Annotated in this window: 17 protein-coding genes; 15 read left to right on the forward strand and 2 right to left on the reverse strand. The window is 62.4% G+C overall.

Features of this window, described 5'->3' with window-relative positions; genetic code table 11:
• Positions 1-25 precede the first annotated feature (25 nt).
• Entirely contained in the window at positions 26-883 is an 858-nt protein-coding gene (locus tag PSH64_RS13350; RefSeq protein ID WP_305480922.1) for a GNAT family N-acetyltransferase, read from the reverse strand.
• Positions 884-1,123: 240 nt separating this feature from the next.
• On the opposite strand from PSH64_RS13350, the gene PSH64_RS13355 reads away from it, so the two are divergent.
• The 13 genes from PSH64_RS13355 (at position 1,124) to PSH64_RS13415 (ending at position 17,376) form a co-directional block, all read left to right on the forward strand.
• Positions 1,124-2,596, forward strand: a complete 1,473-nt coding sequence (locus PSH64_RS13355; RefSeq protein WP_305480923.1) for an aldehyde dehydrogenase — start codon at positions 1,124-1,126, stop codon at positions 2,594-2,596.
• Between the two features lie 521 nt (positions 2,597-3,117).
• Positions 3,118-3,786, forward strand: a complete 669-nt coding sequence (locus tag PSH64_RS13360) for a haloacid dehalogenase type II (RefSeq protein ID WP_018925987.1) — start codon at positions 3,118-3,120, stop codon at positions 3,784-3,786.
• A gap of 42 nt (positions 3,787-3,828) precedes the next feature.
• Positions 3,829-5,103, forward strand: a complete 1,275-nt coding sequence (locus tag PSH64_RS13365; protein ID WP_305480924.1) for an FAD-binding oxidoreductase — start codon at positions 3,829-3,831, stop codon at positions 5,101-5,103.
• 94 nt (positions 5,104-5,197) lie between these two features.
• Positions 5,198-6,835, forward strand: a complete 1,638-nt coding sequence (locus tag PSH64_RS13370) for an ABC transporter substrate-binding protein (RefSeq protein ID WP_305480925.1) — start codon at positions 5,198-5,200, stop codon at positions 6,833-6,835.
• A gap of 47 nt (positions 6,836-6,882) precedes the next feature.
• Positions 6,883-7,839, forward strand: a complete 957-nt coding sequence (locus PSH64_RS13375) for an ABC transporter permease (RefSeq protein WP_305480926.1) — start codon at positions 6,883-6,885, stop codon at positions 7,837-7,839.
• Positions 7,836-8,711: an ABC transporter permease gene (locus PSH64_RS13380; RefSeq protein ID WP_018925983.1), complete on the forward strand. Its 876-nt coding sequence runs from the start codon at positions 7,836-7,838 to the stop codon at positions 8,709-8,711. Before PSH64_RS13375 ends, PSH64_RS13380 begins: the two co-directional genes overlap by 4 nt.
• A 1-nt stretch (position 8,712) precedes the next feature.
• Complete coding sequence (locus PSH64_RS13385) at positions 8,713-10,554, forward strand: ABC transporter ATP-binding protein (RefSeq protein WP_064617983.1); 1,842 nt, start codon at positions 8,713-8,715, stop codon at positions 10,552-10,554.
• Positions 10,551-10,859, forward strand: a complete 309-nt coding sequence (locus PSH64_RS13390) for a (2Fe-2S)-binding protein (RefSeq protein WP_018925981.1) — start codon at positions 10,551-10,553, stop codon at positions 10,857-10,859. The genes PSH64_RS13385 and PSH64_RS13390 overlap by 4 nt, the downstream gene beginning before the upstream one ends.
• A complete protein-coding gene (locus tag PSH64_RS13395; protein WP_204123544.1) occupies positions 10,841-12,232 on the forward strand; it encodes an NAD(P)/FAD-dependent oxidoreductase in 1,392 nt (463 codons plus the stop codon). The genes PSH64_RS13390 and PSH64_RS13395 overlap by 19 nt, the downstream gene beginning before the upstream one ends.
• Entirely contained in the window at positions 12,229-13,398 is a 1,170-nt protein-coding gene (locus tag PSH64_RS13400; RefSeq protein ID WP_305480928.1) for an FAD-binding oxidoreductase, read from the forward strand. The genes PSH64_RS13395 and PSH64_RS13400 overlap by 4 nt, the downstream gene beginning before the upstream one ends.
• Positions 13,395-14,552 (forward strand): acetylornithine deacetylase, encoded by a 1,158-nt coding sequence (argE, locus tag PSH64_RS13405; protein ID WP_305480929.1) that lies wholly within the window; start codon positions 13,395-13,397, stop codon positions 14,550-14,552. The genes PSH64_RS13400 and argE overlap by 4 nt, the downstream gene beginning before the upstream one ends.
• A 262-nt stretch (positions 14,553-14,814) precedes the next feature.
• Positions 14,815-16,272 (forward strand): NAD-dependent succinate-semialdehyde dehydrogenase, encoded by a 1,458-nt coding sequence (locus tag PSH64_RS13410; RefSeq protein WP_305480930.1) that lies wholly within the window; start codon positions 14,815-14,817, stop codon positions 16,270-16,272.
• 24 nt (positions 16,273-16,296) lie between these two features.
• The gene (locus PSH64_RS13415) at positions 16,297-17,376 is read left to right on the forward strand and encodes a tartrate dehydrogenase (protein WP_305480931.1); all 1,080 of its coding nucleotides are present in this window, start codon (positions 16,297-16,299) and stop codon (positions 17,374-17,376) included.
• Positions 17,377-17,501: 125 nt separating this feature from the next.
• Here PSH64_RS13415 and PSH64_RS13420 read toward each other — a convergent pair whose 3' ends face one another.
• Complete coding sequence (locus tag PSH64_RS13420) at positions 17,502-17,726, reverse strand: YgdI/YgdR family lipoprotein (protein ID WP_105341679.1); 225 nt, start codon at positions 17,724-17,726, stop codon at positions 17,502-17,504.
• Positions 17,727-17,934: 208 nt separating this feature from the next.
• Here PSH64_RS13420 and PSH64_RS13425 point away from each other — a divergent pair, with 208 nt between their 5' ends.
• Both PSH64_RS13425 and PSH64_RS13430 read left to right on the forward strand, forming a co-directional pair.
• Positions 17,935-19,602 (forward strand): VRR-NUC domain-containing protein, encoded by a 1,668-nt coding sequence (locus PSH64_RS13425; RefSeq protein WP_305480932.1) that lies wholly within the window; start codon positions 17,935-17,937, stop codon positions 19,600-19,602.
• Positions 19,599-21,878 carry an ATP-dependent DNA helicase gene (locus PSH64_RS13430; RefSeq protein WP_305480933.1) on the forward strand — a complete coding sequence of 760 codons (2,280 nt, stop codon included), beginning with the start codon at positions 19,599-19,601 and terminating at the stop codon, positions 21,876-21,878. Before PSH64_RS13425 ends, PSH64_RS13430 begins: the two co-directional genes overlap by 4 nt.
• Positions 21,879-21,994: the final 116 nt, after the last annotated feature.

Genomic DNA, 21,994 nt, shown 5'->3' on the forward strand with positions numbered 1-21,994 from the left:
GCGCTCGCTTCATCGCGCGCCAGGGTCAGCCGATGGCTTGGGTGACGAGGGCAAATTGGCGGACGCCGTTGACCGCTTGCGGCGGTGTGCCCCGTGCCATTTGCGCCACGGTGTCGACCTGTTTGAGACCGGCCAGCTCCAGCCACTCGCTCAAACCACTGTCGGCCGGAATGTCGATCCGCACGAAGGCGTCCGGCACCTGGGCCAGCAACACGGCGATCAGGTGTTTCGCCTGTTCCAGGGTTTCGGCAATGACCGGGCCGAGGCAACGACCGCGACCGAACGGGCGCAGCAGGGCGAAGGCCCGCAACTGACCGTCGCGCTCGATGCCCACCGAATGCTCGACCGCCGCGAACAGATCCGTGAGCACCGCTTGCCGGTCCAGCCCGCTGCCGGCGTTGGCCAGCTCCAGTTGCCGAACCCGGTCCGTCGCCTGCAACGGGCGGCATTCTTCACCGTCCGCCAGTGGTTCAAGCGCGGGCGCCTGGGCCTGGCCTTGATGCTGCTGAATCCGCCCGAATTCGACAAACCCCTGGCTGGCGTAAAGCGGCGCACCGGCGAGGGTCGCATTGAGCATCGGCGTGCGCGACTGGCAGGCCTCCAGTGCGTGCTCCATCAATCGACGGCCGATGCCCTGGCCCTGATAGTCATCACTGACAATCACCAGGCCGATGGTGGCGAAGTCGCCTTGCCGGCAGGCGAATGCGGTGCCGATCAAACGCTGGCCATCGAGCACCACGAAACCTTCGCTGACCCGCTGCAGCATCGCCCAGTCTTCCAGGCGATGAGGCCACTTCAACTCAACAGACAAGGCATGGGCCGAAGGCAAATCGGCGGCGGTCATCGGCCGATAGGTATAGGCGGAAGGGTGCGAGGCGGACATGGCGAGTCTCCGTTTACAGTGTGCGCAATCAACCGGTTTTCCGGCGCGAGGATGCCTGTATCCCATCTGCGTGAAAGCCTGACAAGGGGGGTGGAAAGATTCGGCAGATTCCTCACATCAAAGGCCTGCAGACCACACTTACTACTTAATTGCCCCATAAGGTCGGCAGCAAATGCTTGGGCTTTTTTTCTACGATGGAAGCCCGAGTTCACGCCTCGCCGTCCCTTTCTGGAGTGCTCCATGGATAGCTTCGATCCTCGCCTTATCGCTGTGCGCAGCGCTCACTTTATTGCCGGCAAATACCGCGATGCCCGGCCGGGACTGGAGGTGGTTCGCCCTTCGGACGGCCAGGCCTATGCCCAGTTGCCGATCGCCGATGCCGACCTGGTGGATGAGGCGGTCAACGATGCCTGGCAGGCGTTTAACCGCAGCGATTGGGCCAGCCGTCCGCCCCGGGAGCGAGCGCGGGTCATGCGCCGCTGGGCCGATCTGATCGAAGCCGATGCCGCTGTGCTGGCGCCGCTGGAGGCGGTGGGTTCGACCCGTCCGCATAAAGATGTGATCGCCTGGGACATTCCTTATGTCGCCGAGGGCATTCGCTTCTTTGCCGAGCTGGCGGACAAGCACGGCGGCCAAGTCGCGGCGACCCAGACCGATCGCCTGGGCATGCAGATCGCCGAACCCTACGGCGTGATCGCCGCCATCGCGCCGTGGAATTTCCCCTTGAGCATGGCTTCTTGGAAAGTCGCGCCGGCGCTGGCTGCCGGCAATGCCGTGGTGCTCAAACCGTCGGAGCTGACGCCGTTTTCCAGCCTGCGCTTTGCTGAACTGGCGGTGCAGGCGGGCATTCCTGCCGGGATTTTCAACGTGGTTCAGGGCGATGGGCGGATTACCGGCGATGCCTTGTGCCGTCATCCACGGGTGGGCAAGGTAACCTTTACCGGGTCCACGGCGACGGGCTCGAGCATCATGTCCACTTGTGCATTGGTGGGGCCGAAACCGGTAACCCTGGAGCTGGGCGGCAAGAGCCCGCAAATGGTGTTCGCTGACGTGCCGGACATCGCGAAAACCGCACGCACCGTGGCGTTGGCCATCACCGGCAATGCCGGGCAGGTGTGCGTGTCTGGTTCGCGGTTATTGATCGAGCGCTCGATCATGGAGCCGTTCGTTGCACACTTGCAGGCGTATTTCGAGGAATTGCGTCCAGGCCCGACCTGGTCGTCCGAGAGCACGCTGTCGCCGATTATTTCCCGGTTGCAGGCCAGCCGTATCGACGGCATCGTCCAGCGTTCGCGCCAGGCCGGGGCCGAAGTGCTGACTGGCGGTGGTTTGTTTGAAGGGCTGGGCGGTGCCTATTACCAGCCGACCTTGCTGGCCGGCCTGGACAATCAGAACCCGGCGATCTGTGAAGAAATCTTCGGCCCGGTGCTGACGGTGCAGGCGTTCGATGACGAAGAGCAAGCGCTAAACCTGGCCGCGCACGCCACCTACGGCCTGGCGGCGGGCGTGCACACCGCCGACATCAACCGCGCCCTGCGCCTGGTCCGGCGGCTGGAGGCGGGCACGGTGTGGGTCAACCGCTATGGACGCAGCAACGACTACATCCTGCCGACCGGCGGCTACAAACGCTCCGGCATCGGCAAGGACCTGGGCCGCGAAGCCTTCGAAGCCAACTTGCGCTTCAAGAGCGTGCTGATCGATATCGTCCAATAACACGGCCCCCGTAGCAGCTGCCGAGCAGCGCGAGGCGGCGTTCGGCGGCGAAGCCGTCGTAAACCCGATTTGCAAGGTTTTCATGACACACCGCAATAGCTGATTTCACGACGGCTTCGCCGCCGAACGCAGCCTCGCAGGCTCGGCAGCTGCTACACCGGGTAGTCATCAAGAGAAGGTTCAAACCGCACCCAAACGGGCGCTTCCTCAGGGAAGCGCCCGTTTTCGTTCAGCCCGGCGCAGGTTCTGCCGTGAATGGGGGCGTTCGTCAGCCTCGCATAGCCATGAAGGTCCATAAGAGCGCATAAATACGGGGTTTGCCCAAGGCTGGAGCGAGCCGCAAAGTCTGCTGAGGGGGCAGGCTAAAACGGTGGTTTGTATCAAGCAGAGGTCGCTTTTAACGCCATCTGCTGATTTCACGGTGTTGTAATGACGGTGTGCTGCAGCGTTGCATCGCCGCTCCCGAAACGCAGCGAATACCTGTCGCGCCATGACCTCAACGAACTTCAGGACCGCACTCAATGAGCTTTCTACGCCCCAAATTCATTACGTTCGACTGCTACGGTACGCTGACCAATTTCCACATGGGCACGATGACTCGCGAACTGTTCGCCGACCGCGTGGCGCCCGAGCAGATGGATCAGTTCGTCAAGGACTTCTCGGCCTATCGCCTGGACCAGGTCATGGGTGACTGGATGCCGTATGACGAAATCCTCAAGACCTCCCTGGCGCGGGTCTGCAAGCGTTGGGGTGTCGAATACCGTGGCGAAGGCCAGCTGTATTACGACGCCGTGCCGACCTGGGGCCCGCATCCGGACGTGCCGGCCGGTCTGTCGAAAATCGCCGACAAGATCCCCCTGGTGATTTTCTCCAACGCCAGCAACAGCCAGATCATGTCCAACGTCGACAAGCTCGGCGCACCGTTTCACAAAGTCTTCACCGCCGAACAGGCCCAGGCCTACAAGCCGCGCCTGGCCGCGTTCGAGTACATGCTCGACAACCTCAACTGCGGCCCGGAAGACATCTTGCATGTGTCTTCCAGTTTCCGTTACGACCTGATGCCGGCCCACGACATGAAGATCAAGAACAAGGCCTTCGTCGCCCGCGGTCACGAGGTTCCGGGCAATGCGTTCTACGGCTACCAGCAGATCACCGACATCGGTGGACTGGCGGCGCTGGTCGGTCTCTGAGTTGAACGGTAACGGCGCTCTTCACGCAATAAGGGGTTAGACATGGGCAGTGAATCCTACTGGCTCGACACCGCACCGGCCTTTTCCGGTGCTCAGCTCGGCGCATTGCCCGGGCAGGTCGACGTGGCCATCGTCGGTGGCGGTTTCACCGGCCTGGCGGCGGCTCGCGCGCTGGCCTTGAAGGGCGCCAGTGTGGTGGTGCTGGAAGCCGGGAGAGTGGTCGGCGAGGCCTCCGGGCGCAACGGCGGCCAATGCAACACCGGCGTTGCCCAGGACTATGCCGGGCTGAGTGCCAGCCTCGGTGCCGACAAGGCGCGGGCCTATTACCAGGCCTATGAAAGCGCGGTACAGAGCGTTGTGTCCCTGGTGGAGCAGGAGCAGATTGCCTGCGACCTCAAGCGCAACGGCAAGCTCAAACTGGCGGCCAAACCGCTGCACTACGAAGGCCTGGCGCGCACTTGCGAATTGATTCGCAAGGAAGTCGATGCCGAGGTCGAGTTGCTGAACGCCGAACAGACCCGCGCCGAAGTGAATTCGGCGCAGTTCCATGGCGGCTTGCTGCAGCGCAACGGCGTGCAGATGCACGTCGGACGCTTCGGCGTCGGTCTGGCCGAGGCCGCCGCACGTCACGGTGCGTTGATCCATCAAGGCACGCCGGTGACGGACTGGAAAGCCCAGGCCGGCGGTTATCGAGTCAACACCGCCAAGGGTTCGCTGCACGCCGGGCAAGTATTGCTGGCGACCGGCGCCTGTCAGCACGGCGGTCTGGGCTGGTATCGGCGGCGGATCGTGCCGGTCGGCAGTTTCGTGATCGCTACTGAGGTGCTGCCGCAGTGGCTGATCGATCAACTGCTGCCCGGTCGGCGTGCCTATGTCACCAGCCGCATGATCGGTAACTACTTTCGCCTGACCCCGGACAACCGCTTGCTGTTCGGCGGCCGTGCGCGGTTTGCCATGTCCGACAGCGTGTCCGATGCCAAGAGCGGCAAGGTGCTGCAAGCGGCGATGGTGCAGATGTTCCCGCAGTTGGCCAAGGTGAAAATCGATTACTGCTGGGGCGGGCTGGTGGACATGACCTCCGATCGATTGCCTCGCGCCGGCCAGCATGGCGGGGTTTATCACTCCATGGGCTACAGCGGCCATGGGGTGCAGATGTCGGTGCACATGGGCCAGGTGATGGCCGAGGTGATGGCCGGCAAAGTCGAGGCCAATCCCTGGCGCGAACTCGACTGGCCGGCGATTCCCGGGCATTTCGGCAAGCCGTGGTTCTTGCCGTTCGTAGGCGCTTACTACCGCCTCCAGGACTATTTGCATTGAGTTGATGTTGTGGCGTCACCGTCGTTTGCGTTTCCAGGACGCTCCGGACATCCGGGGCACTCGAATCTTCTGATTTTCGACAGGTACAACTGATATGACTGACAACAAGATCGACTCCCAACTGATTTCCGGTGAAGAAAGCCTGCGGGTATTCGAAGGCCTCAATCGTGGCATGTCGCGCCGCCACGCCTTGCAGATGCTCGGCGTGGCGGGTGTTGCCGCAGCGGGTGCCGGTAGCCTGTTCGGCGCTGCCGGCAAGCTGTTCGCCGAAGAAGCGGCAACCCCGGGCAAAGGCAAGCCGGGCGGGCGGATTCGCGTCGCCGGCATGTCCAGCTCCACCGCCGACACCCTGGACCCGGCCAAGGGCGCGTTGTCTACCGACTACGTGCGTCACTTCATGTTCTACAACGGCCTGACCCGTTTCGACAGCCACCTGGTGCCGCAACTGGAACTGGCCGAGCGCATCGACAACACCGACGCGACGCTGTGGATCATCACCCTGCGCAAGGACGTGACCTTCCACAACGGCAAGACCCTGAGCGCCGCCGACGTGGTGTTCTCGCTGTCGCGCCACAAAGACCCGCTGACCGGTTCCAAGGTCATGCCGCTGATGGCGCAGTTCGAAGAGATCAAGGCCACCGGCACCCACGAAGTGCAGATCCGCCTGAGCGCGCCGAACGCTGAGCTGCCGTCGATCCTCGCCGTGTCGCACTTGTTGATCGTTCCCGAAGGCACCACCGACTTCAACCAGGGCATCGGCACCGGGCCGTTCACGGTCAAGGAATTCAAACCGGGAGTGCGCTCGATTGCCGCGCGCAACACCGGCTACTGGAAACCGGGCCTGCCGTACCTCGACGAGATCGAATTCATCGCCATTGGCGACGAGCCGTCACGGGTCAACGCGCTGCTGTCGGGCGACGTGCACATGATCAACGAGGTCAACCCACGCTCGACCACGCGGATCAAGGCCAGCGCCAAACACCGGGTCGTCGATGCGCCGTCGGGCAACTACACCGACCTGATCATCCGTCAGGACCAGATGCCGGGTAAAAGCGCCGAATTCACCCAGGCGATGAAGTATTTGCTGGACCGTGAACAAGTGAAATCCGCGGTGTTCCGTGGCTTTGCCGTGGTCGGTAACGACCATCCGATTTCCCCTGGCTCGCGCTACTACAACGCCGACCTGCCACAGCGGGCCTACGACCCGGAAAAAGCCAAATTCCTGCTGAAGAAGGCCGGCATGGAAAGCATCAGCATGCCGCTGGTGGCATCGCCTGCCGCGACCGGTTCGGTGGACATCGCCGTGCTGTTGCAGCAATCGGCGAAACAGGCCGGGCTCAAGCTCGACGTCAACCGCCTGCCCAGCGATGGCTACTGGTCCAACCACTGGATGAAGCACCCGCTGAGCTTCGGCAACATCAACCCTCGGCCGAACGCCGACGTGATGTTCTCGCAGTTCTTCCAGTCCAGCGCGCCATGGAACGAGTCGGGCTGGAAGAACGATCAGTTCGACCAACTGCTGATGCTCGCCCGTGGTGAAACCGACGACGCCAAGCGCAGCAAGATGTACGCCGACATGCAGGCCCTGGTGCATGAACACAGTGGCATCGGTGTGCCGGTGTTTATCAGCAACATCGACGGCGTCGACCAGCGCATCAAGGGCTACGGCAGCAACCCCCTCGGCGGTTTCATGGGCTACATGTTCGCCGAACAGGTCTGGCTCGATGCCTGATCGGCCGCACACGGGCGTAAGCGGGGCTATTGCATGAGGGTAGGGCGATGAATAGCAACACACTGTGGTTGATCGGCCGGCGCCTGGGCGCGGCGATCGTGACCTTGTTGATCGTGTCCATGGTCGTGTTTGCGATCACGGCGGTACTGCCGGGGGACGCGGCGCAACAGGCGCTCGGGCAATTCGCTACGCCGGAACAGGTGGCGGCCTTGCGTCTGAAACTGGGGCTGGATCAACCCGGTGTGGTGCGTTACCTGCATTGGTTGATCAATCTGCTGAGCGGCGACATGGGGCAATCGGTGTCAAATGCCTTGCCGGTCAGCGAGCTGATGGCCGGTCGGGTGCCCAATACATTGATGCTGGCGGCCGTCACGGCGCTGGTGTCGGTGCCGGTGGCGCTGATCATCGGCATCGGCTCGGCCATGGGCCGGGGCGGGCGCATCGACAGCTTCCTCAGCTTTATCACCCTGGCCCTGGTTGCCGTGCCGGAGTTTCTGGTGGCGACCCTGGCGGTGCTGATCTTTGCGGTGAACCTGGGCTGGCTGTCGGCGTTGTCCTATGCCAGCGACATCACCTCACCTTGGCAATTCATGCGCACCTACGCCTTGCCGGTGATGACCCTGTGCTGCGTGATTGTCGCGCAAATGGCGCGCATGACCCGGGCGGCGGTGATCGATCAACTCGACAGCGCCTATGTGGAAATGGCCCGGCTCAAGGGCGTGAGCCCGGTGCGGATTGTCTTGCGCCATGCCTTGCCCAACGCCATCGGGCCGATCGCCAATGCCATCGCCCTGAGCCTGTCGTATCTGCTGGGCGGGGTGGTGATCGTCGAGACGATCTTCAACTACCCCGGCATCGCCAGCCTGATGGTCGATGCCGTGACCAACCGAGACATGGCGCTGGTTCAGGCCTGCACCATGTTGTTTTGTACGGCGTACCTGGGGTTGGTGCTGATTGCCGACCTGTGCGCGATTCTTTCCAATCCGAGGCTGAGAAACCAATGAACGATCTCATGGCGAAATCGGCGCCTGCCGGACCGGAGCTGGCATTGGGCAAGGTCGCCCATGGGCCGTCATGGCTCGGCCTGGTCGGGGCGGCGATGTGTGTGATCTGGCTGCTGGTGGCGATCTTCGGTCCGTGGCTGGCGCCGCACCCGGTGGGTGAAGTGGTCTCCGATAACGTGTTCGACAGCCTTAGCGCGGCTTACCCGTTGGGCACCGATTACCTGGGCCGCGACATGCTCAGCCGGATCCTTGTCGGCGCGCGGTTCACCGTGGGCCTGGCGCTGATTTCAGCGGTGCTGGCCAGCACATTGGGCACTGGTTGTGCACTGTTGTCGGTGGTTTCACCGAAATGGCTGGACGAAGTGATCAGCCGTTTGATGGATGCCTTTATCTCCATCCCGAGCAAGATGCTGGCGTTGATCATGGTCTCGGCGTTCGGTTCTTCGGTGCTGTTGCTGATCTGCACCGCTGTGCTGAGCTTCACCCCAGGCGCGTTCCGCATCGCCCGCAGCATGGCGGTGAACATCGAAGCGCTGGAATACGTGCAAGTGGCCCGCACCCGTGGCGAGCGCCGGTTGTACATCGCCTGCGTGGAAATTCTGCCGAACATGCTCAACCCGGTGCTGACCGATCTGGGGCTGCGCTTCGGCTTCATCGTGCTGCTGCTCAGTGGCATGAGCTTCCTTGGCCTCGGCGTGCAGCCACCGGACGCCGACCTCGGTTCGCTGGTGCGCGAGAACATCGGCGGCCTCAATCAGGGCGCGCCAGCCATCGTGATTCCGGCGCTGGCCATCGGCACCCTGACCATCGGCGTGAATCTGTTCATCGACCGACTGTCGTCACGGCGTAGTCGACGTACGGGAGGTCATTGAAATGAGTGATTTGATTCGAGTCGAAGACCTGCGCGTGGTCGCTTGCGGCGAGCGTGGCGAAGTGGAGATCGTCAAAGGCGTGAGCTTCTCCCTGGCCAAAGGTGAAGTGCTGGCGTTGATCGGTGAGTCCGGCTCCGGCAAGACCACCATAGCGCTGGCGTTGCTCGGCTATGCCCGACGCGGTTGTCGATTGGCGTCCGGCGTGGTGCAAGTCGGCGAACACGACATGCTGGCGTTGAGCGAAAGCGAACTGCAAGGCCTGCGCGGCAATCGGGTGTCGTACATTGCCCAGAGCGCTGCCGCTGCGTTCAACCCGGCGAAAAAACTGATCGATCAAGTGGTGGAGGGCGCATTGATTCACGGCCTGGGTAGCCGGGCCGTGCTGGAAGCCAAAGCCATCGAACTGTTCCGCGATCTGGCCTTGCCGGATCCCGATCACATTGGCCAGCGTTACCCGCACCAAGTATCCGGCGGGCAGTTGCAACGGGTAATGGCGGCCATGGCGCTGATCAGCGATCCGCTGCTGGTGGTGCTCGACGAGCCGACCACCGCCCTCGACGTGACGACGCAGATCGACGTGCTGCGCGCTTTCAAGCGGGTGGTCCGCGAGCGTGGCGCGACGGCGGTCTACGTGTCCCACGACCTGGCTGTGGTCGCGCAGATGGCCGATCAGATCGTCGTGCTCAACGGCGGACAGATTTTCGAGCAGAGCGCCACCGCGCCGCTGCTCAAGGCCCCGGCCCACGAATACACCCGCAGCCTGCTGCTGGCGGCCCGCCCGGACACGACGATCCGCCCACCTTGCGGCATCGCTGAAGAAACACCGCTGCTGACCATCCAGGGGCTGACCGCCGGTTACGGCAACAAGAACCTGCAAGGCATGCCGTCGATTCGCGTGCTGGAAGATATCGACCTGACCGTGCGCCGGGGCCAGGCCATTGGCGTGATCGGCGAGTCGGGCTCCGGCAAGTCGACCCTGGCGCGGGTGGTGGCCGGGTTGCTGACGCCGGCCTTGGGCGGCCTGACCTTCGATGGCCAGCCACTGGGCGGTAGCCTGTCCGAGCGCACCGATGAGCAGTTCCGCCGGATTCAGATGGTGTTCCAGAATGCCGACACTGCGCTCAACCCGATGCACAGTGTCAGCACTATTTTGAGCCGTCCGCTGAAAATGTACTTCGGCCTCAAGGGCGCCGCGCTGCGCGAGCGTATCGGCGAACTGCTGGACCTGGTGCGCTTGCCGCGCGCCATGGCCGAACGCCGTCCGAATGAGCTATCCGGCGGGCAAAAACAGCGGGTCAATCTGGCCCGTGCCCTGGCGGCCAAACCGGACCTGATCCTCTGCGATGAGGTGACCTCGGCGCTGGACACCGTGGTCGGCGCGGCGATTCTCGAACTGCTGCGCGACCTGCGTCAGCAACTGGGCGTGTCATATCTGTTCATCAGCCATGACATCTCCACCGTGCGCGCGCTGTGCGACGACATCGTGGTGATGTACAGCGGTCACAAGGTTCAGGCCGGCAGCCGGCAGGCGTTTGCCCAGGCACCGTTCCATCCCTACACCGACCTGTTGATCCATTCGGTGCCGGAACTGCGTCAGGGCTGGCTGGAAAACTGCGGCACCACCTGCGGCACGCTGCCGCCGATTGGCGCCAAGGCCAATGTGCCAGAGCTGTGCACCTTTCTCAGTCGCTGCCCGGTGCGGGTCGACGGCCTGTGCAATCGCACCGCGCCGAACCGGCGGATCATCGACGGCGGTAGCGAAATTCTTTGTCATCACGACAGTGCCGAGTTGCTGAAAACACAGCAGGGTTTATCCACCATGAGCCTGGGAGCTTATGCATGAAAGGGCGTTTTGTGAGGCTGGCCGAGCAGGGCCGGCCGACCGTCAAGCTGACGGTGGACGGTTCGCCCATTGAGGCGTTGCAGGGCGACACATTAATGGTCGCGTTGCTGACCCAGGGCTCGGCGCTGCGCCAATCGGAATTCGACTCGGGCCGCCGCGCCGGTTTCTGCCTGATGGGCGCTTGCCAGGATTGCTGGGTCTGGACCCGTAGCGGCGAGCGCCTGCGCGCCTGTTCCAATGAAGTCCGCGAAGGGCTGGACATCGTCACCACACAACCGGAGGCAATATGGCCACTGCACGGCTGAGCGCTCAACGAGTGGTTATCGTCGGCGCCGGGCCGGCCGGCATTCGCTGTGCCGAAACGCTGCTGGCGGCTGGCTTGAAACCGATTTTGATCGACGAGAATCGCCGGGATGGCGGGCAGATCTACCGGCGCCAACCCGAAGGTTTTACCCGGGACTACGCCACCCTGTATGGCACCGAAGCGGCCAAGGCCAAGAATCTGCACCAGAGTTTCGACCGATTGCGCGGGCAAATCGACTACCGCCCCGACACGCTGGTGTGGAACCTGACGCCGGGGCAATTGTGCTGCGTCAGCCAGGGCAAGCACTCGACGGTGGATTACGATGCGCTGATCCTCTGCACCGGCGCCACCGACCGCTTGATGCCGATCGAAGGCTGGCAGTTGGCGGGCACTTACAGCCTCGGCGGGGCGCAAATCGCGCTCAAGTCCCAGGCGGTGTCCATCGGCCACCGCGTGGTGTTCATGGGCAGCGGGCCGTTGCTGTATCTGGTCGCCAGCCAATACGTCAAAGCAGGCGCCAATGTGGCGGCGGTGCTCGACACTTCGCCGTTGATCAAACGCATGGGCGCCTTGCCGAAATTGCTGGCTCGGCCTGGCGTGCTGTTCACCGGATTGAAACTATTGGCGCAGTTGTACCGGGCAAAAATCCCGGTGCACTTGGGGATCAACCCTCTGCAAGTGCTGGGTGACGCCGCCAGTGGGGTCAGTGGTGTACGGATCAGCACGGCGAAAGGCGAAACCCTGACGGTCGATTGCGACGCCGTGGCCCTGGGTTATCACTTGCGCCCGGAAACCCAACTGGCCGATCTGGCCGGTTGTCGCATGCGCTTCGATGAGGCCTCCAGCCAGTGGTGGCTGGCCGTCGATGAAGAGGGCCGCACCTCGGTCAACGGTGTGTATGCCGCCGGGGACGGCTCGAAGATTCGCGGCGCCGACGCTGCCGAGCACGCCGGGCGCCTGGTGGCGATGGCGTTGCTGGAGGATCTGCAGCAACCGGTGAACGCCGGTTTGCGCGACGAACAACGCCACGCGCTGGCGGTGATGGATGAGTTTCGCCTCGGCCTGGCCCAGGCATTTCCCTGGCCGGCGGCGCAAGCCAAAGCCTTGCCGGACTCAGCCATCGTCTGCCGCTGCGAGATGATCAGCGCCGGCGAGTTGCGCCGCACCGTCAGTGAGAAGGGTGCCTGTGAAGTCAATCGGGCCAAGGCTTTCAGCCGGGTCGGCATGGGCCGCTGCCAGGGGCGTTATTGCTCCCAGGCCGGGGCCGAAGTGATCGCGGCGGCGGCAGGCGTCAGTGTGCAACAGGTCGGCCGGCAGCGTGGACAGGCACCGGTCAAACCCCTTTCGATGCTCACCGAGGAGGTGTCGCCATGACGCTACACAAAGCCGATGTAGTGATTGTCGGCGGCGGCCTGATGGGCTCGGCGGCGGCGTTTTTCCTGCGTCAGCGCGGGCAGTCGGTGATTCTGCTGGAGCGCGACCAGATTGGTCAGTACGCCAGCGGCGTCAATTTCGGCAACGTCCGGCGGCAGGGGCGATTCCTCGGTCAACTGGAATTGGCCAACCGTTCCTGGGCGCTGTGGAAACGCTTGCCAGAGCTGATCGACGACGACCTCGAATTCATCGCCAGCGGGCACATGCGCGTGTGTTATCGCGAGGATGAAATCCCTGAACTGGAAGCCTATGCGGCGGCGCCCGAGGCGGCGCAGCTGGATTTGAAGATCTATCGTGGCGCCGAGCTGCACCAGCGCTTTCCATTCCTCGGACCGGACGTGAAGGGCGGTTCCTATGCGCCCCACGATGGCCACGCCAACCCGCGCCTGGCCGCGCCGGCATTTGCCCGGGCGGCACGCCGTCTCGGGGCGCGAATCGAGGAACAGACTGAAGTCGCTGAAGTGCAGAAAGTCGGAGGCGAGTTCACGGTCAGCACCACCGACGGCCGCCAGTTCAGCGCCGAGCGCTTGCTGATCACCGCCGGCGCCTGGGGCCAGAAACTCTCGGCGCAGTTCGGCGAGCCGGTGCCTCTGGATACCAACGGCCCACAAATGGCCGTGACCGAACCGGTGCCGTACGCCTTGCCGACGGTGATCGGCGTGTACACCAAAATCCCCGAGGAGGTGATCTACTTCCGCCAGATCCCGCGCGGCAACATCATCATCGGTGGCGGCTACCGCAGCAAACCGGACATGCTCAACCGCCGCGCCTATGTCGAGCCACGCAGCATTCTCAATCAGATGGACCAGATGCGTCGCCTGCTGCCGGGCGTCGGCAACCTGAACATCATCCGCGTGTGGAGCGGCATCGAAGGCTACTTGCCCGATTCCCTGCCGGTGATGGGCCCCAGCGGCAACGTTGACGGCTTGTACTACGCGTTCGGCTTCTGCGGCCACGGCTTCCAGCTCGGTCCTGGCGTCGGCGATGTGATGGCCGAATTGATCAGCACCGGCAGCACCCGCACGTCGATTGAACCGTTCTCCATCCGCCGGTTCGCCCCTTCAGCCGAACAACGGACAACCGAGCAAAGGAGCAGGGCCTCATGAAACCCCGCGTGCTGGACATTCTCAAGCGCTTGATGGCCTTCGACACCGTGTCTTCGGAGTCGAACATGGCCCTGATCGAGTACGTGCGCGACCTGCTGCTGACCAAGGGCATCGAGTCGTTGATCGTCAAGGACGAAACGGGCAAAAAAGCCAACCTGTTCGCCAGCACCGGTCCCAAGGAGTTACCGGGCATTCTGTTGTCCGGCCACACCGACGTGGTGCCGGCGGCGGGGCAGGCCTGGACCTTGCCGGCGTTTCAGGCAACGATTCAGGACGGGCGGATTTACGGCCGTGGCAGTTGCGACATGAAGGGGTTTATCGCGTTGGCCATCGACGCCATGCTCGATGCCGCCGACCATTCGTTGAGCCGACCGCTGCAAATCGCCTTGTCCCATGACGAAGAAACCGGCTGCGTCGGTGTACGACGTTTACTCGACGTGCTGCACCTGGCGCCAGTGCGGCCGTTTTTGTGCCTGATTGGTGAGCCGACCAACATGCAGTTCGTGCTGGGGCACAAGGGCAAGGGGTCTTACCGCACTTACTGCCGTGGCCTGGAAGCGCATTCCTCGTTGGCGCCGCGTTCGGTCAATGCAATTCACGTGGCCTGCGATTTCATCGCGGCTCTGCGTCAGAGCCAGCAGCAACTGCAAGAGCAGGGCGCACAGGATGCCGATTACGACGTGCCTTACAGCACCGTGCACGTCGGGCAGATTGTCGGCGGCAAGGCGCTGAACATCGTGCCGAACCTGTGCACCCTGGATTTCGAGGTACGTAACTTGCCGGCGGACGATCTGGATCAGTTCCTGGAGCAGATGCGCGAGCGTGCCGAAGTGATCGTGCGCGAGGCGAAAAAGCTGTCCAGCGTGGCAGCCATCGAGATCGAAACCCTCAACGTCTATCCGGGCCTCGATACCCACCCGAGCGTTGAAGCGGTGCGCTTGCTGAAAAACTTCGCCGCCCCGGACACCGGCACCGCCAAAGTCTCGTTCGGCACCGAGGGCGGGTTGTTCAAGCAGCGTCTGGACGTACCGGTGGTGGTCTGCGGCCCGGGCTCGATCGAACAGGCGCACAAGCCGGACGAGTTCATCGAGATCAGCCAGATGCAGGCGGGGGAGCGGTTTCTGGAGGGTTTGCTTGGTTCCCTGAAGCTGTAATCAGGTCTTGTGGGCAAATGGAGATCAAATGTGGGAGCGGGCTTGCTCGCGAAGGCGTCATGTCAGGCAACATCAATATCGACTGGACGGACGCCTTCGCGAGCAAGCCCGCTCCCACAGGGTTTTGTGTGTGCCCTGAGACTCGGTAGAGCCTGCCGTCCCACCGCGAATTTCAGCATCCAACGCTGCCCATCAAACGCTTTCAGCATCCTCATCCGCGGCATCTCCCTAGACTGCAAATGTCTCGGATCAGGACTCGACCATGCTCAAGAATCGTTTGAAAGACCCCAGCCTTCTGGCAGAACTCGCTTATGTGGACGGGCAGTGGATCGGCGCTGATAACGCCGCGACCCTGGACGTCATCGACCCGGCCACCGGCCAGCTACTCGCCCGGGTGCCGGCCATGCAGGGCGCGGAAACCCGGCGCGCCATCGAGGCCGCCGAACGGGCCTGGCCGGCGTGGCGTGCGCGCCCGGCGGCGGAGCGTGCGGCGCTGCTGGAGCGCTGGTATCAGGCGATGATCGACAATCTCGACGACCTCGCCTTGATCATGACCTGCGAGCAGGGCAAACCTCTGAACGAAGCCAAGGGTGAAATCCGCTACGGTGCCGGGTTCGTCAAGTGGTTCGCCGAAGAGGCCCGCCGGGTCTACGGCGAAACCATGCCGGCCCCCAGCGGCGACCGCCGCCTGTTGACCCTCAAGCAACCGGTCGGCGTGTGTGCCGCGATCACTCCGTGGAATTTCCCCAACGCGATGATCACTCGCAAGTGCGCGCCGGCCTTGGCTGCCGGGTGCCCGATCATCGTCAAACCCTCGGACCTGACCCCGCTGTCGGCCCTGGCCCTGGCTGTACTGGCCGAGCGGGTCGGCATTCCGGCCGGGGTGTTCAATGTGCTGATCGGTATGCCCGCCGGCATCGGCGAAGAACTGACCGGCAACCCGACGGTGCGCAAGATCTCCTTCACCGGCTCCACCGCGGTCGGTCGGCTGCTGATGCGTCAGAGCGCTGAGCACATCAAGCGCTTGAGCCTGGAACTGGGCGGCAACGCGCCGTTCATTGTGTTCGACGACGCCGATCTGGAGCAGGCGGTAACCGGGATCATGCTCAGCAAATTCCGCAACGCCGGGCAGACCTGCGTCTGCGCCAACCGCATTCTGGTGCAGGATGGCATCTACGAACGCTTCGCCCAGCGACTGGTGGAGGAGGTGGGCAAACTCAAGGTCGGCAATGGCCTGGACGCCGACGTGACCATCGGCCCGCTGATCAACCCGGCGGCGGTGAGCAAGGTCGCCCGGCACATCGACGATGCCCTGAGCCAGGGCGCGCGTTTGCTCTGCGGCGGCATTCCCGAAGGCGACAACCAGTTCGTTCAGCCGACCGTCCTTGGCGACACCCACGCCGGCATGCTGCTGGCCAACGAAGAAACCTTCGGCCCGGTGGCGCCGTTGATGCGGTTTACCTCTGAGGCCGAAGCGCTGGCCTTGGCCAATGCCACGCCTTACGGCCTGGGCGCCTACTATTTCACTCAGGATTTGCGCCGTTCCTGGCGGTTCGGCGAGGCGCTGGAGTTCGGCATGGTCGGCCTCAACACCGGGCTCATTTCCATGGAAGTCGCGCCGTTCGGCGGTATCAAGCAGTCGGGGCTGGGCCGTGAAGGCAGCAAGTACGGGCTGGATGAATACCTTGAAGTCAAAGCTTTCCACATCGGCGGGCTGTAATTAACGGACACGGGGGCACGATTGATGAGCAAGACATTCAGAATCGCCGCGATTGCCGGCGATGGCATCGGCAAGGAAGTCCTGCCGGAAGGGTTGCGGGTGCTGGAGCAGGCCGCGAAGAAGTGGCAACTGGCGTTGAGCATCGAAGTGCTCGACTGGGCTCACTGCGATTACTACCTGGAACACGGGCAAATGATGCCCGACGACTGGTTCGAGCAGCTCAAGGGTTTCGATGCCATCTACTTCGGCGCCGTCGGCTGGCCAGACAAAGTGCCGGACCACATTTCCTTGTGGGGCTCGCTGCTGAAGTTTCGCCGCGACTTCGACCAATACGTGAACATTCGCCCGGTGCGCCTGTTTCCCGGCGTACCGTGTCCGCTGGCCGGGCGCAAACCGGGGGACATCGATTTCGTGGTGATCCGCGAGAACACCGAGGGCGAGTATTCCTCGGTCGGCGGCAAGATGTTCGAAGGCACCGAGCATGAATTCGTGCTGCAAGAATCGGTATTCACCCGACGCGGCGTGGACCGGATTCTCAAGTTCGCCTTCGATCTGGCCCAGACCCGACCGCGCAAACGCCTGACGGCGGCGACCAAGTCCAACGGGATTTCCATCAGCATGCCGTACTGGGACGAGCGCACGGCGTTGATGGCCGCGCAGTACCCGGACATCACCTGGGACAAGCAACACATCGATATTTTGTGCGCACGGTTTGTGCTGCAACCGGACCGGTTCGATGTGGTGGTGGCGTCGAACCTGTTCGGCGACATCCTGTCCGACCTGGGACCTGCCTGCGCCGGCACCATCGGCATCGCGCCATCAGCCAACCTCGATCCCGAGCGGCGTTTTCCGTCGTTGTTCGAACCGGTGCACGGCTCGGCCCCGGACATCTATGGGCGCAACATCGCCAACCCGATCGCGATGATCTGGTCCGGCGCGCTGATGCTGGATTTTCTGGGCAACGGCGATGAGCGTTATCGCGCCGCCCATGACGGGATTCTGCAGGCGATCGAACGGGTGATTGCCGAGGGACCGATTACCCCGGATCTGGGCGGGCAGGCTTCGACCCAGGAGGTCGGCCAGGCGATTGCGCAGGCGCTTTAAAGCCCAAATCCTGTGGGAGCGGGCTTGCTCGCGAAGACGGCGGTACAGTCAATATTTATGTCGCCTGACACACCGCTTTCGCGAGCAAGCCCGCTCCCACAGGTTCTGCGTTTTCCATTAGGGGATCAGTCTTCCTTGCGAATCGTGGTCACGTCATCGGCCCGGACTTTCACCTTGGCCCCGGAAATATCTTCGAACTCGAAGAAGCCGTCCTTGCTCTTGGTTTTCGGCATGTCCTTGGTCAAATACTGGGTGCCGTTCTGCAGGGTCACGACCGTTGGCGTCGAGCAGCCGGCCAGGGCCAGAAGGGCCGCTACCGCCAGGGGCAAACCCAGAGTCTTGATATTCATACACACCTCCATCACTCAATAAAAACAGCGCGAACGCCTCGTTCGAGATCAATCCTCACTGTGCCTCTAACGCGGTTAGGTGCGATGCAATGGCAGAAAGTTCGATGGTCTGCCGAAAATTGCCCGATAGCGTCGCCACTTATCCTTTTCCGTTTGCACCGGGTGGGGCATAGCTGGTATCTGTACGCATAACCAGTATTCGTTTGCCATGGCCCGATTGCCCGTGATTGTAAATCCTCTCGACGACCCGTTCTATTACTTGAACAACTTCATGCAAGTGCTTGATTGGCTTGAGCATCGTTATGCCGATGTACTGAGCATCGAAGAGCAGGACTTCATCCGCGACTTCAACCGACTGCCCCGCGAGTCCCAGGCTTTACTGGTCAGACTGGTGATGCGCAAGGGCGTGCATTTCAGGGCCGGCAAACTGAGTTACGTCGAAATCGGTGACATCGCCAGCGCCGCGGTGCCGCTGTTGGCATCGGGTTGGATCGACGAGCAGTTGCCGTTGCACATCGAGGATTTGTTCGAGGTGCTGCTCAAGGCCGAGATTCTCCAGTGTTTTGGCGGCGCCATCGATCAGCCCAAAGGCAAAAAGAGCGATTGGCTGCCGGCCCTGAGCGAGCAGTTTCCCGAGGCGCAGAGTTTTACCCAGTGGTGCCCGGCACTGGATGACCGGTTGTTCAGCCTGACCGTCATGGGCCTGTGCGATCGCCTGCGCCTGATGTTCTTCGGCAATCTTTACCAGGACTGGTCGGAATTCGTGCTGGCCGACCTCGGCATCTACACCTACGAAAAAGTCGAGTTCTGCGCCGAATCCCGAGGCTTGCGCAGTCGTGAGGACGTCGACGCCTGCCTGTTCCTGCACAGCTGTCAGCAGCGTTTCGAGGCTGGTGAAGACGTGGCGACGGTTGTCGAGCAGATCAATGGGCTGGAATTCGCCAATCCATGGCTGCAAAGACGTCGGGGCAAGCTGTTGTTCCTCATCGCTCAGCATTGCGAGCGCATGGCGGATTTTTCCGTCGCCCTGAGCCTCTACCGCGATTGCGCCTATCCCGGCGCGCGACTGCGGCTGATTCGCGTGCTGGAGCGCTGTGGTGAATTTCAACTGGCGATGGAGCTGGCAACCCACGCCGAGCAAGCTCCGGAAAGCGCCAGCGAGCATCAGCATTTATTGCGTGTGCTGCCCAGGCTGCGACGCAAACTGGGCGGGCCGCCGATCAAGCGGCCAGCCCCCCGGGCCATGCAGCGCCTGGACCTGCAACTGCCCAGGCACGATCCGGCGTTGTCGGTGGAGTATTACGTTCAGGCGCACCTGGCGGACGAATCGGCGCCGGTGCATTACGTCGAGAACAGCCTGATCAATTCGCTGTTCGGGCTGCTGTGCTGGCCGGCGATCTTCGCCCCGTTGCCGGGGGCGTTTTTTCACCCGTTCCAGCGTGGGCCGGTGGACCTGCACAACGAAGACTTTCATGCCCGGCGCGTAGATCTGTTCCAGGCCTGCCTCGCCGAACTCGATGACGGGCGTTACGCCCAGACCATCCGCGAGCGTTACAACGCCAAGTGGGGCGTGCAGTCGCCGTTCGTATTCTGGGGCGCGCTGAGCGAGGAACTGTTGGAGCAGGCGCTCGACTGTCTGCCCGCCGAACACCTCAAGCACTGGTTCAATCGACTGCTGCTCGACATCAAGGCCAACCGCGCCGGCATGCCGGACTTGATCCAGTTCTGGCCGCAACACAAAACCTACCGCATGATCGAAGTCAAAGGCCCCGGCGATCGTCTGCAAGACAATCAGGTGCGCTGGCTGGAGTTCTGTCACGAGCACCAGATGCCCATTGCCGTCTGTTACGTGCAATGGGCGGAGCAGGGCGCTTGAGCTACAGCATCGCGGTGCGGGCGCTGTGTGAATTCACCGCCAAGGTCGGCGACCTCGACCTGCGTTTCACCCCATCGCCGACCGCTCTGGAAGGTATCGTCGGCCATCGCACCGTGGCGTCACGACGCAGCGAGGGTTACCAGAATGAGGTCGCGCTCGAGGGCCAGTATCGAACCTTGACCGTGAAAGGTCGGGCGGACGGCTACGATCCGGCGCAAAACTGCCTCGAAGAAGTCAAAACCTACCGGGGCGACCTGAGCAAGCAACCGGCCAACCACCGGCAGCTGCACTGGGCGCAGGCGAAAGTCTATGGCTGGTTGATGTGCCGGAAACTGGATCTGGCGCAGATCAACCTGGCGCTGGTGTACTTCGACATCGTCAGCGAAAAGGAAACCTGTCTGATCGAGACCTTCAGCGCCGCCGACTTGCAACTGTTCTTCGAGCACCACTGCGGGGTATTCCTGCACTGGGCCGAGCAGGAAATGGCCCATCGCGAGGGGCGCAATCTGGCGGCAGAGCAACTGACCTTCCCCCATGCCGGTTTTCGTCCCGGCCAACGGCATCTGGCCGAATCGGTGTTCAAGGCGGTCAGCACCGGCCGCTGCCTGATGGCCCAGGCACCGACCGGTATCGGCAAGACCATTGGCACGCTGTTCCCGATGCTCAAGGCCCTGGCGCCACAGCAACTGGACAAGGTGTTTTTTCTCACGGCGAAAACCCCGGGGCGCAAACTGGCGCTGGACGCGGCTCAGGTCATCCTCGACAGCGCCGATGCGCAGCCGTTGCGAATCCTCGAGATGATCGCCCGGGACAAGGCCTGCGAGCACCCGGACAAGGCCTGTCATGGCGAGTCCTGCCCGTTGGCCCAGGGTTTTTATGATCGCCTGCCGGCCGCGCGTCAGGCCGCCAGCCAATTGAGCCTGCTGAACCAGAGTGCCTTGCGTGAGGTGGCCCTGCAGCATGAGGTCTGCCCCTACTACCTGAGCCAGGAAATGGCCCGCTGGGCGGACGTGGTGGTCGCCGATTACAACTACTATTTTGATTTCAGCGCGTTGCTGTTCGGGTTGGCCCAGGCCAATAACTGGAACGTCGCGGTGCTGGTGGACGAGGCCCACAACCTGGTGGAGCGCGGTCGCCAGATGTACAGCGCCAGCCTCGACCAGGCGACCTTGAACGGCGTGCGAAAAACCGCGCCTGAGCCGTTGAAGAGATCCTTGCAGCGGGTCAATCGTGAATGGAATGCCCTGCATGATCAGCAATTCGCCCCGTATCAGGCCTATGACAAAGCCCCGGAAAAACTGCTTCAGGCATTGTCCTTATGCTGCGTGAGCATCGGCGATTACCTGAATGATCACCCCCAGGGCCTGGACAGCGGCTTGCAGAACTTTTACTTCGACATGCTGCAATTCGGTCGCGTGGCTGAACTGTTCGATGAGCACTTTCTGTTCGATATCAGCAAACGCGACCTCGAGCGCAAGCGCAACCTGTCGCAGCTGTGCCTGCGCAATGTGGTGCCCGCCGGTTTCATCCGCCCACGCCTGACCGCGGCACGCAGTACGGTGCTGTTTTCCGCGACCCTGAGCCCCCGGCATTACTACGCCGATTTACTGGGAACACCCGAGAACACGGTGTGGATCGACGTGGAATCGCCATTTCACGCCGATCAGCTGCAAGTGCATATCGTCAGCCAGATCTCCACGCGGTTCGTTCATCGTCAGGCCTCCCTTGCGCCCATCGTCGAGCTGATGGCCAAACAGTTCAGCCAGCGTCCGGGCAACTACCTGGCGTTTTTCAGCAGCTTCGACTATTTGCAACAAGTGGCGCAGTTGCTGGCCGAGCGCTATCCGCACATCACGCTGTGGTCGCAGTCCCGGGGCATGGGGGAAGCGCAGCGTCAGGATTTCCTCGATCAATTCACCGCCGACAGCCAGGGCATCGGTTTTGCGGTGTTGGGTGGTGCATTCGGCGAAGGCATCGATTTGCCTGGCGCACGCCTGATTGGCGCCTTCATTGCCACCCTGGGGCTGGCACAACTCAATCCGGTCAACGAACAGCTGAAACAGCGCATGGCGGCGATTTTCGGTGCTGGTTATGACTACACCTACCTGTTCCCAGGCGTGCAGAAAGTGGTGCAGGCGGCAGGACGGGTGATCCGTACGCGGCAGGATCAAGGAGTGGTAATGCTGATTGATGACCGGTTCGCAGAGAGCAAGGTCAAGCAATTGCTGCCGAGTTGGTGGTCCGTTGAGCTGACGCATTTGCCTTCTGGTTTGTAGGAGTTTTTACCTTGTAAAACAGCGACATATCTTGAAAGACACGCTCATTTGAACAAACAACGAATCACCGCTTTATTCAAAGGGCAGGCAATCACTTTCAAGCGAATCTTTGATAA

This window comes from Pseudomonas sp. FP1742 (genome assembly GCF_030687145.1).
Taxonomy (GTDB): Bacteria; Pseudomonadota; Gammaproteobacteria; order Pseudomonadales; family Pseudomonadaceae; genus Aquipseudomonas; species Aquipseudomonas frederiksbergensis_D.